Source organism: Borreliella bavariensis PBi (genome assembly GCF_000196215.1).
GTDB lineage: Bacteria > Spirochaetota > Spirochaetia > Borreliales > Borreliaceae > Borreliella > Borreliella garinii.
Genome location: NC_006156.1, coordinates 892,272 through 904,246 on the forward strand (window position 1 = coordinate 892,272; position 11,975 = coordinate 904,246).

The 11,975-nt window shown below is 28.6% G+C and carries 7 protein-coding genes and 1 pseudogene; 5 read left to right on the forward strand and 3 right to left on the reverse strand.

The window, feature by feature from the left end; all coding sequences use genetic code 11:
• Window positions 1-9: 9 nt before the first annotated feature.
• Both uvrA and BG_RS04205 read left to right on the forward strand, forming a co-directional pair.
• On the forward strand, window positions 10-2,862 hold the full coding sequence (gene uvrA / locus BG_RS04200; protein ID WP_011194128.1) for an excinuclease ABC subunit UvrA: 2,853 nt from the start codon (window positions 10-12) through the stop codon (window positions 2,860-2,862).
• Window positions 2,817-6,266 carry an LPS-assembly protein LptD gene (locus tag BG_RS04205; protein WP_044007942.1) on the forward strand — a complete coding sequence of 1,150 codons (3,450 nt, stop codon included), beginning with the start codon at window positions 2,817-2,819 and terminating at the stop codon, window positions 6,264-6,266. The genes uvrA and BG_RS04205 overlap by 46 nt, the downstream gene beginning before the upstream one ends.
• Before the next feature lie 8 nt (window positions 6,267-6,274).
• Here BG_RS04205 and BG_RS04210 read toward each other — a convergent pair whose 3' ends face one another.
• The 3 genes from BG_RS04210 to BG_RS04220 are packed head-to-tail and all read right to left on the reverse strand — an operon-like array spanning window position 6,275 to window position 9,029.
• On the reverse strand, window positions 6,275-6,829 hold the full coding sequence (locus BG_RS04210; RefSeq protein WP_044007965.1) for a hypothetical protein: 555 nt from the start codon (window positions 6,827-6,829) through the stop codon (window positions 6,275-6,277).
• Window positions 6,798-7,397: a ribonuclease H family protein gene (locus tag BG_RS04215; protein WP_011194132.1), complete on the reverse strand. Its 600-nt coding sequence runs from the start codon at window positions 7,395-7,397 to the stop codon at window positions 6,798-6,800. Before BG_RS04215 ends, BG_RS04210 begins: the two co-directional genes overlap by 32 nt.
• 9 nt (window positions 7,398-7,406) lie before the next feature.
• Window positions 7,407-9,029: a hypothetical protein gene (locus BG_RS04220; protein ID WP_011194133.1), complete on the reverse strand. Its 1,623-nt coding sequence runs from the start codon at window positions 9,027-9,029 to the stop codon at window positions 7,407-7,409.
• 180 nt (window positions 9,030-9,209) lie between these two features.
• Between BG_RS04220 and arcA the strand changes: the two genes are divergently transcribed.
• From arcA to BG_RS04235, 3 genes and pseudogenes are all read left to right on the forward strand, one after another.
• Window positions 9,210-10,439: an arginine deiminase gene (arcA, locus tag BG_RS04225; protein WP_011194134.1), complete on the forward strand. Its 1,230-nt coding sequence runs from the start codon at window positions 9,210-9,212 to the stop codon at window positions 10,437-10,439.
• A gap of 71 nt (window positions 10,440-10,510) precedes the next feature.
• On the forward strand, window positions 10,511-11,494 hold the full coding sequence (gene argF, locus BG_RS04230) for an ornithine carbamoyltransferase (protein ID WP_011194135.1): 984 nt from the start codon (window positions 10,511-10,513) through the stop codon (window positions 11,492-11,494).
• A 48-nt stretch (window positions 11,495-11,542) separates the two neighbouring features.
• A pseudogene (locus BG_RS04235) lies at window positions 11,543-11,975 on the forward strand (YfcC family protein); the annotation flags it as partial.

Sequence of the window (11,975 nt, forward strand, 5' to 3'; positions counted from 1 at the left end):
GTATAATCTTTGGTAAAAAATTTGGGAAAAAAAATTATCGTCAGGGGAGCAAAAGAACATAATTTAAAAAATATTGATATAGATATTCCAAAAGATGGTTTAGTTGTAATATCTGGCAAGAGCGGCTCTGGTAAATCTTCTCTAGCTTTTGATACTATTTTTGCAGAAGGGCAAAGAAGGTATATGGAGTCTGTTTCAGCTTATGCAAGGCAATTTTTGGGTGTAATGAAAAAACCCAATGTTGATTATATAGATGGACTTTCTCCTTCTATAGCTATTGAGCAGAAAACAATAAGCAATAATCCTCGCTCTACTGTTGGAACAATTACTGAAATTTATGATTATTATAGACTAATATTTGCTAAAATAGGTAAAGCATATTGTCCAAATGATGGTAGATTAATAGAAGAGCAATCTTTAGATAAAATAGTTAATACTATTTTAAGTTATGCCGAAGGATCTAAAGTTATACTTTTTGCACCAATTGTAAGGGGTTCTAAAGGTTTTCATAAAAAGGTTTTAGAAAAAATATTAAATCAAGGGTTCAATAGAGTCAGAATAAATTCTGAAGATTATTTAATAGAAGATGCACTTAATTTAAATTTACATAAAAATAAAAAACATACCATTGAAATTATAGTTGATAGAATCAAGCTTGGTAATAATGTTCGAGTTAGACTTGCAGAATCTATTGAAACTTCTCTTGCTGTTTCTAATGGATATTTACGAGTGGAGATTGAGAATGATTTAGAAAAAATAGATAAGCTTTTTACAGAGCATAATAGTTGTCCTTTATGTGGATTTTCGCTTCCTTTTATAGAGCCCAGGCTTTTTTCATTTAATAGTCCATTTGGTGCTTGCAGTGAGTGCTCTGGTCTTGGTGTTACACTTGAATTTGATTTTGAGAGTATTTGTCCTGATACAAGTCTTTCTTTTAATGATGATGCTTTTATTACCTTTAAGGCAAGCTCATCTTGGTCCGTGGCTATTTTTAAAGGACTTGCTAAGCATTATAATTTTGAATTAAGTACCCCTGTAAAAGACATTCCAAGCAAAGTTCTTAAACAGATTTTATACGGAGTAAATGCAAAAATAGATTTTATTTATCAGTCCAAAGAAATGGAAGCAAAGGAGATGGGTGGAGGATTCCATTATTCCAAAAAGTTTGAAGGGCTTTTACCTCTTTTAAAAAGACGATATCTTACAACAGAATCAGAGAGTACTAAAATTTTTTACGAAAATTTGATGTCTAAAAAAATCTGTAATTCATGTAAGGGGAAGCGGTTATGCACTGAAGCTTTAGCTGTGAAAATCAATGGGAGAGATATTCAAGATCTTAGCAATTTATCTGTATTTGATTCTTATATGTTTTTTGAAAACTTACAGCTTGATGCGGTGGATGAAAAAATATCTAAAGAAATTTTAAAGGAAATTAAAAGTAGGCTTAAATTTTTAATTGATGTTGGTCTTTCTTATTTGTATTTAAATAGAATATCGGGCAGTTTATCTGGGGGTGAGGCTCAGCGTATTAGGCTTGCTACTCAAATAGGATCAGCGCTTTCAGGTGTTATTTATGTTCTTGATGAGCCAAGTATTGGTCTTCATCAAAGAGATAACGAAAAATTAATCTCTACTCTTGTTAATCTTAAAAATCTTGGCAATACTGTAATTGTTGTTGAGCACGATGAGCAAACTTTGCGTACTGCAGACTATATTATTGATATGGGCCCTGGTGCTGGAATTCTTGGGGGAGAAATAGTTGCAAAGGGAGCCTTAATTGATATTTTAAATAGCAAAAATAGTTTAACTGGTCAGTATTTGAGTGGCAAGTTTAAAATAGATGTTCCAAGCTCTAGAAGAAAAACAGATAAGGGAGAAATTTTGCTTTTAGGCTCTAGTAAAAACAATCTTAAAAATATAGATGTAAGTATCCCTTTGGGAGTTTTTACTGTAATAACAGGTGTTTCTGGTAGTGGAAAAAGTACTTTGCTTAACGAAGTTTTATATCCAGCTCTTGATAGCAGATTAAAGCTTAATGAAAAGTATTGTGATGGGTTTAAAGACATTATTGGACACGAAAAAATAGATAAAATTATTCAAATAAATCAAAAACCAATAGGAAGAACTTCAAGATCAAACCCAGCAACTTATGTTGGATTTTTTACAGAAATTAGGGAGCTTTTTGCTAAGCTTCCAGATGCAAAGTCAAGAGGCTTTAAAGCCGGTAGATTTTCTTTTAATGTTAAAGGCGGAAGATGTGAGAAATGCCAAGGAGATGGGTATCTCAACATTCAAATGCATTTTTTACCAGATGTTTTTGTTCCTTGTGATTTATGCAAGGGTAAAAAATTTAATGAAGAAACTTTAGAGGTTAGGTATAAAGGAAAAAATATACATGATGTTTTAGAGATGAGTGTATTTGAAGCTAAAAATTTTTTTGAGAATGTTCCCAAAGTTAGTCATTATTTGAAATTTTTAATTGAAGTTGGGCTTGAATACATCAAATTGGGACAATCTGCAACAACTTTATCAGGAGGCGAAGCTCAACGTATTAAGTTGGCTTTTGAGCTAAGTAAGAAGAGCACAGGTAAAACCTTTTACATCGTCGATGAACCAACAACCGGATTGCATTTTGATGACATAAAGAAATTGTTAGAAGTTTTGCAGCGGTTAGTTTCTAATGGTAATACAGTTGTACTCATAGAGCATAATTTAGATGTAATTAAACAAGCAGATTATATAATAGATTTGGGTCCCGATGGTGGATTGGCAGGGGGGAATATCGTTGTTTCTGGTGTTCCCGAAGAGGTTGCAAAATGCGAGAATTCCTATACGGGAATGTTTTTAAAAAATCTTTTGTAATATTGTTATTTTTTTTTACATTTTCTAATATAATTTTTGCTCAGACTGCAAATGACGAAAATTCAAAAAAAAGAAGTAAGCTAACTTTAAGTCAAAGATCTTATTTAAGAGAACTTGAGCTTTCGACTGATGAAGATTTGAAAAAATGGGCCTTGCAAGAAGGCCTAAAAGAAACGGATGTTTTAAAAATACGAGAATTGCTTTTAAAAAAATTTGGAATAGATCCTGAGCTTTTTGTCAAAGGAAAAGGACTTGCTGGATCTGGTAGATATAAAATAATAATTGAAACTACAGACAATCTTGAAAATTTCACTTATGGACTTACTAAGGATGAAAGTATTGTTTTTCAAGGAAGAGTTAATATTTTAGTTGAGGATACTAAGGAGAATAAAAAGCACAATATTAAGGGCGATAGAATAGTTCTTAATAGAAACTCTAAAAAACTTTATTCTATTGGGAATGTTGAATATATTCTTGATATGGATGCCAATGAAAAGCTTTATTTTTATGGTAATGAATTTTTTGTCGATTTTGATTCTCAAAATTTTCTATTAAAAGATGGCATTCTTCAAAAAAAAATGCAAAAAAATCAAATAGATCATATTCTTTCGTTTGGAGGAAAGGTTTTAAAAAAGATAGACAATGATGTTACTATTGTGGAGCAAGCTTTTGCAACAACTAGTAAAATTCCAGAGCCTTACTATTCGATCAAAGCTTCTAAAATATGGGTATTACCCTCAGGGGATTTTGGGTTTTTACATGCTATATTTTATATGGGAAGAGTTCCAGTATTTTATATTCCTTTTTTCTTTAGGCCAGGAGATAGTTTATTTTTTAATCCATCTTTAAGCTTGAATCCACGAAAAGGTTTTTCTGTTTTTAATACTATTTATCTTTTTGGCAATAAATCTTCAAGCGAAGATTCTTCTTTTTTGGATTTTGATTTCAATTCTGTTTATAATTCAGGTAAAAAACCTTATATAAGAAATGGATATTTAACTTATTTTTTTGCAGAAAATTTAGCATCTAGTCTTAGTAAAGATTATGTTAAGTTGATTTTTGACATTTATGCTAATCTGGGATTTTATTCTGGGATTGATTTTGATTTGAGCAATACCTTAGGGCATTTTAAAGCCTTGGAAGGAAATTTTGGATTAGGTTTTACCAGGAATGTTTATAGTTACGATGGAGGATATTATCCTTTTAATAATAGAACTTTAAAACAATCTCTTTTTAGTTTTTCTAATCTTAACAAGGGAGATATATTTGGATTTGAAGTTCCTTTTAGATATTTACTTAAATTTAAAACAGAATTTCTTTTAAGAGATGCACTTTTTTCAGTTTTTTTAGAGCACTATTCCGATCCATATGTTAATATTGATTTTAGAGATAGAATAGAGAGTTCTACATTTTTTTCTCTTTTAAATTTAGATAAAGATTCGGCTAAAGAGCAAGCTAGTATTAACACTTTTGATTGGAATTTGTCTTCTTTTTATAGTCGGAAGTTTGATGATAATTCAATTTTAGATTACAAATTAAATAATTTAGGATTAAGTTTTAAATTATCGGGCTATGAGAATCTTTATGTTAAATCTCCTTTAGAAAAACCAAAAGAGATTAATGATCCTACAAGAAAATGGTTTTATTTGGAGAGAATTTATGTCCCATATATCGATTTAAATTTTCAAAAAGACCTTTACAATAATCAATGGACATTTTCAGCTGATACTAAAGAAATGATAATGCGCCCAGAAATTAAAAATCTAGAAGATAAAGATAATGATAAAAAGAACGTTAAGGAAAAAAAGATCCAAAAAATAAAAGATTTAAATAAAGATTTATATATTTCTCCAGAACCCATCACTTTAAAAAGTATTGATCAATTTGATTCTTTTTTTATTAGATTTGGTATTAATCCTTACTTAAGAAATAATGTTTTTTTTAATAATTATAGCATCACAAGTCCAAAGGACTTTAATTATGAAATAAAAAATTATTTATTTGATATAAAGAATAAAACGGATATAAAAATCCATGCTGACTTTTATAATCGTTTAATTACTTTTGAAAATTTATTATATCTTAATACTATTGAGTATAATCCTTTAAATAAAGATTTTAAAGTTGAAGATAAAGATAAAAAAAGTGAGCATTCTATTATTAATCAAATAAATTTAAACTTGCTTCCTTTTATTAGGTATCCCCTATTCTCTAGAAGTATTTTAAAATTTGAGAATAAGTCTACTTTGTATTCATTTAATAAAAAATATGATACTGATTTAAAATCTTTAGTTACTAAGAATAGTAGTATTTTTTTCTCTGATCCGGAAACTTTTTATCAACATTTAACAGCTTCTTTGATTTATGATTATAATTATTTTAACGCTGAGCTTTCAGGTGAATTAAAAAATAGTTTTGAAGATATTAAAGCTTCTTCTGAGCTTAAACTTTCTTTAGATTTTCCTTATTTATTACAAGAAGCTGGAATTGGAATTAAATATTATAAAAAGTTTAAAGAAGATGCTATTAAAAACCCTGGAATTTCTACTGTTCAATCTTTATTGAATCCTTCAGAGCCTCAAAAACCATCATCACCTTATAAAAATTTAGAAATGTCTCCTGCTTTGTATTATAAAATTGAGCCAAGATATTTAAATTATTTTAAATTTAGTTTTTTAGCTGCTTATGATCCTTTGATAAATAGAGTTTCTGAACTTTCTTTTAAGCTTAATGGTTTTGATTTTCAAGTTTTATTTGCGATGAAAGATGACTTTGAATATAATTATGATCCTTTAAAAGGAGATTTTTCTAAGGTCGGAATTACAACTAAACTTGTTCCATATTCTTTAGATTCTAGTTACAAGAAGGAGTTTCATGTTTTAAATTTGTTTGACAAGAAGCTTTCTTTTACTTTAGGGATAGATGCTGGCTGGAAAATCAATTTGCAGAAATTTACGGATAATGAACTTTGGTCTGCATTGACTTTTAAATTTATATATACAGAATTTTTAGAAATTTACTTTTCTACTTTTTCTGTCAATACCAAGACTTTTAGATACTTCAAAGGATATATGGATCAAATTGGTCTTGAGACCGTCAATATCTTTACTGATTTGTTAAAATCTTTCAATTTCTTTAATTCCCAAGACAGAAAAAATTCACTTTTTAAAATTAAAAAATTCTCATCAGGCTTTAAATTCAATTTTTATGATTGGAAATTTGTTGGCGAATATAATTTAGAGCCAGATTTGCTAAAAGGATCTGATGGGATTTATTCTCCTATTTGGAGAAATAATTTCACAATTTATATTTCTTGGAATTTTTTTGCTCCTTTAAAAGCATCATTTGAAAACAATAAAGATACAAACCATGAGCTTATTATTAATAGAAAAACAAAAAAATAATAAAGGCTTTATGTATTATTAGCATTGATTTTTATAGTTCTTGTTATTAAAATGTTTATTGTTTTTTTTGTTTCAATCCCTATTTTTGTTATGTTGAGCTTGAAGATAGAGGGATATTCAATAGCTGAGCTTAAAACATCGCTATTTTTGTTTTTAGAGGAAATTTTTAGTGGATATGCTTTAAATTTAAATGAAGTTTTAGGACCAATAAAAAACTCTCTATATTTATTTTTATACATTGTTTCATTGTCTATTGTAAGATCTTCTTTTTTTAAGACAATTTTATTTTTGTTAATGCTAGTGTTTTGCCAATTTATTTTTACTACATCTAAACTATTGTTTGTAATTTGAATATAGATATATTCATTTGTGGCTTTAATTGCCTCTATGTCAATGTATTTAAATGGAGATTCTAAAACTTTGAAATTAGTTTCATAATCGGGACTGGGGCTTATTTTTATTGTTGCACAACAATAAAAATAAGCCATTGAAATCAGAAATATTGTTTTTATGTATTTTTTGGCAATATTTTTACTTAGTTTTATGAAAACCAAGATCTGCAATATTTTCATTTCCTGGAATAAAAGAAATTTTTCCACCTTGTTCTTCAAATTTTTTCCTCAGTTTAACTGTTTTTTTGATTAAATTAATAGTAATTTGTTTTAATTTTTTGCTATTATAGATTCCTTTTGACCAATAGTCAATTATTAATTTGCTGTCACCGAATATGTTTATTATATTCTCTTTTAACGCTATTTTAAGTGCTGCATATAGGGCAAGCAGTTCTCCAAAATTATTGCTAATTCCTTGAAAATTTTTGACATAATGATTTCCATATTCATTAATCAAGGATTGATCTAGGATTTTGTCCAATATTGAAATTCTTTTTTCGTTTACAACCCTAATTTCTACACCCTTTCCTCTTCCTGTTCCAGAATCAAAATATATTCCAGGACGTTGATGAATAATTTTATTTCCATTGTCCAATAGCCAATTTTGAGCTTGTTCTATTGTTTTAAAACTTTTTATTTTATTATTTTTCCCTTTAATAGTAGATTTGCATTCTTCCCAAGATTTGAAAATAATTTTTTCATTACTATCTATTAAAATGCACGCATAATATTTGTCCATATAATAGTATTAACTTCCCGAGCACCAGAGGTTTGTTATATTGCAAGCTCTTCCAAAAATTTTTTCTTTCGATTTTTTCAATTCCACCGAATCTACTATTTCTTTGTTGTAACCAATGAATTTTTCTTTTAAGCTTGGTTTAATGAGCCTTTTTGGAAGTGCGCTTGGAAGTATTCCTGCAATTGTATAAGACATGTAAAAATTGTAAGCGGCTGCATTTATTTCTCCAGGAGTAATTATTCCTGAAATTTCGTAATTTCTTGATACATTAAGTCCTGCTATTTTATATATTCTATCAACTACTAAAGAACAATAGGTTTTATTATGAATTTCTTCAAGATTAAATGAATCTGTCCATAAATTAGAGGAGATTAATGGAATCATATATCCAAAGTTATTGTCAATATATCTACTTCTTCCAAAATTAATAGCTTTTTGAATTGTTCTTGTATCTGTTATTGGCGAAAATATTTTTAATATTCTTGATTGTACATATGTTGAAAGTTTTTCATATCCTGATCCTTGAGTGGATGCTGTATCGAATTTGATTTGATTGCTTGTAATTATTGATTTTATATCAAAACTGTCATTTCCATCGAATGCAATTTTTTTAGTAGCTTCGTATTTTTCTTCATCAAATATTCCTACATGTTGCCAAAAATAAAAAAACTCTGTCCAATCTATTTTGGGTTTTATTAGTATTATGTCGCCATTTGATAAAAGAGATCTTAAATTTTTAGGAGTTATTTCAATGCCTGTATTTGGGTCTATTATTTTTGGTATTAGATCATATTGATTGCTATTGTCGGATTCAACAGTTGATCTTTTTCTCCTTCTACTTCTACTTTGAGATGGTTGTTTTGAATAATATAGTTCATTATGAAGATCTGCAATTTTTTGTTTTTCAATTATTGTTTTTATTATGCTGTTTTCAATTTTTAAAAAGTGCATAAATTGTTCAAAATATTTTTTATCTTTTATTTTTAATAATTGATTAGCTATTATATGAGGCGCAACATATTCTTCCCCATCTATTATTTCTTTTGTGATTGAGTTTATATTTTCTTGAGGAAAGAATGAATTAATATGGCTTAATTGTATGTATCCTAAATTTTTATCATGAAATGTTTGCTCAATTAAGTTTAAAATTTCTTTTTCTAAATGCATTTGTAATTCTATTAATTCTGTCAAATTTTCATTATCTGAATTTGTATAATTAAAATTTATTTTTTTTTCAAAAGCAGTATCAATTTTAATTATTAGATTACCATTGACGCTGCTTTGATCTATGAACTTTATCCATTCTGCCTCATTATTTAAATAATTTTTATAAGCATTTAAATAGTTTTTTATTTCTTCTAGTTTTTGTGGGCTTATTTTGATTTTTACTGCTGTTTGTTTTATTAAAAAGGAATTATTGCTATTGTTTAAAATTTCTTGGATACTAGATATTGGTATTCGATATTCTGTACCAGAAGTATTCTTTATTAAAGAGCTTTCTAGTGGTGTTTTTTGTGTTAATATGATTTCTGATGTGTTTGGATTTTTTGGCTTATTATTTGTAGCCAAGGAACAAGAGAATAGTAAGATGTGCATAGTCAATATTAATATTAATCTATTAATTTTCTTCATGGTAGTATTTTAGCATAATTCTTGTAAATGTTTTAAATGTCTATTTTAAAATTTCTTTTTTGTTTTTAGTAATTTTTTTACATTTATAATAATTTTTTAAAAACTTTAATAAATAATTGATATTTTTTAATATAAACTATAATATTTTAATATATGGCAATTTTTATAAAGGGGAAATCGATGGAAGGATATTTAAATCCAATAAATATATTTTCTGAAATAGGTCGTTTGAAAAAAGTTTTGCTTCATAGACCAGGAGAAGAATTAGAAAATTTGACACCTTTTATTATGAAAAAATTTTTATTTGATGACATTCCTTACCTTGAAGTCGCAAGACAAGAGCATGAAGTTTTTGCAAGTACTTTAAAAAATAATTCAGTTGAAATTGAGTATGTTGAGGATCTTGTTAGCGAGGTTCTTGCTTCTTCTGTAGCGCTTAAAGATAAATTCATATCTCAATTTATTCTGGAGGCAGAAATAAAAACAGATAGTACAATTAATATTTTAAAAGATTATTTTTCTAATTTGACTATTGATAATATGGTCTCTAAAATGATTTCGGGTATTGTAAGTAAAGAGCTTAAAAATTATGTATCTTCTCTTGATGATTTAGTTAACAGTGCAAGTCTTTTTATTATTGATCCTATGCCTAATGTTTTATTTACCAGAGATCCTTTTGCTAGCATTGGTAATGGGATTACAATAAATAAAATGTCTAATAAGGTTAGACATAGAGAGACAATATTTGCAGAGTATATTTTTAAATACCATCCTATTTATAAAAAAAATGTTCCAATTTGGTTTAATAGATGGGAAGAATCTTCTTTGGAAGGTGGAGATGAGTTTGTGTTAAGCAAAGATATTTTAGTTATTGGAATTTCCGAAAGAACAGAAGCAGAGTCTGTAGAAAAATTGGCTATTAGCCTTTTTAAAAATAAGACTTCATTTAACACAATTTTGGCTTTTAAAATTCCAAAAAATAGGGCTTATATGCATTTAGATACAGTTTTTACTCAAATTGATTATAGTGTTTTTACAAGCTTTACGAGTGATGATATGTATTTCTCAATTTATGCTTTAACTTATAATTCAAGTTCTAGTAAAATTCATGTTAAAGAAGAAAAAGCTAGACTTAGAGATGTTTTAAGCTTTTATCTTGGCAGGAAGATTGACATAATAAAATGTGCAGGTGGAGACTTAATACATGGTGCAAGAGAACAATGGAATGATGGTGCCAATATTTTGGCTATAGCTCCGGGAGAAGTAATTGCTTATTCTAGAAATCATGTAACTAATAAGTTGTTTGAAGAAAATGGCATTAAAGTTTATAGAATTCCGTCTAGCGAGCTTTCAAGAGGTCGTGGTGGTCCAAGATGTATGTCTATGCCTTTAGTAAGAGAGGATATTTAATATTTGAGCTAAATAAGCTAAATAAGCTAAATAAAGGCTTTATAAACCAATTGTAAATGTTAGGGGTTATTATGTATAATTTACGAAATAGGAGCTTTTTAAATCTTTTAGATTTTACAAGCAAAGATATTAGATATTTACTTGATTTATCGATTGATTTAAAAAAATCAAAATATGCAGGAATTGAAGTGCAGAAACTTAAAGGTAAAAATATGGCTATAATTTTTGAGAAAGATTCAACAAGAACTCGGTGTGCTTTTGAGATTGCAGCGTATGATCAAGGGGCAAATATTACGTATTTAGGTTCTAGGGGTAATCAAATAGGCGTAAAAGAGTCTATGATGGATACCGCTAGAGTTCTGGGGCGTATGTATGATGCCATCGGGTTTAGAGGGTTTTCTCAACAGACTGTTGAATGTTTGGCGAATTATTCCAATGTTCCTGTTTACAATGGACTGACAGATACTGCTCATCCAACCCAAATACTAGCCGATTTAATGCCAATAGAAGAGCATAAAGGAAGTTTAAAAGGGGTTAAAATAGTATTTTGTGGCGACGGTAGGGGGAATGTTGCCAATTCTTTATTGAAAGGCTGTGCTATTATGGGGCTTGATTTTAGAATTTTTGCTCCTAAAGAGCTTTTTCCAGACTCGAATTTGACGCTTAAGGCTAAGTCTTTAGCCCTAGATAGTGGAGGTAAAATTACAATTACAGATTCTAAAGAAGAGGCTGTAAAATGCGCTGATGTTGTGTATACGGATGTGTGGGTATCTATGGGCGAAAATAATTGGGAAGATAGAATAAATCTTCTAAGGTTTTATCAGGTCAATAAAGAGATTATGGATATGGCAAAAGATAGCGCAATATTTATGCATTGTTTACCTGCTTTTCACGATTTAAATACTGTAGTCGGTAAAGATATTTTTGATAAATATGGAATTAATGGAATCGAAGTTACAGAAGAAATTTTTGAAAGTAAAAATTCAGTTGTTTTTGATATTGCTGAAAATAGAGTACATACCATTAAAGCTATTGTGGTAGCGACTTTAGGATAACAGCAATTTATTTTTATATGAAAAAATTATTTAGGAGGAGTGAATGGTATGATTAAAATGCCAAGTAGTTTTACAATAATATTCTCTTTAATTATATTTGTTACCATCTTAACATATGTAATTCCTGCTGGCAAGTTTGATAAAGAATTTAAGCAAATAAGTGATGGATCTAAACGAGAGATAGTCGTTGCTGGAACTTATCAACTTGTAGATCGAGGCCCCAGGGGATTTTTACATCCTATTATTACTATTTTAACTGCAATGTCAAAAGGGATGGAGCATGCAGCTGAAGTTATTATTTTTGTTTTAATTGTTGGAGGCGCTTATGGGGTTATTATGAAAACAGGAGCAATAGATGCAGGAATTTATTGTTTAATCAAGAAGTTGGGCCATAAAGATAAATTACTTATTTCTTTGCTAATGTTTATTTTTTCAATTGGGGGAACTGTAACCGGAATGAGTGAAGAGGCCCTTCCCTTTT

Coding starts and splice junctions, on each gene's coding strand:
- BG_RS04205 (WP_044007942.1), top strand. CDS start 2,817: ATGCGAGAATTCCTATACGGGAATGTTTTTAAAAAATCTTTTGTAATA.
- BG_RS04215 (WP_011194132.1), bottom strand. CDS start 7,397: ATGGACAAATATTATGCGTGCATTTTAATAGATAGTAATGAAAAAATT.
- BG_RS04220 (WP_011194133.1), bottom strand. CDS start 9,029: ATGAAGAAAATTAATAGATTAATATTAATATTGACTATGCACATCTTA.
- arcA (WP_011194134.1), top strand. CDS start 9,210: ATGGAAGGATATTTAAATCCAATAAATATATTTTCTGAAATAGGTCGT.
- argF (WP_011194135.1), top strand. CDS start 10,511: ATGTATAATTTACGAAATAGGAGCTTTTTAAATCTTTTAGATTTTACA.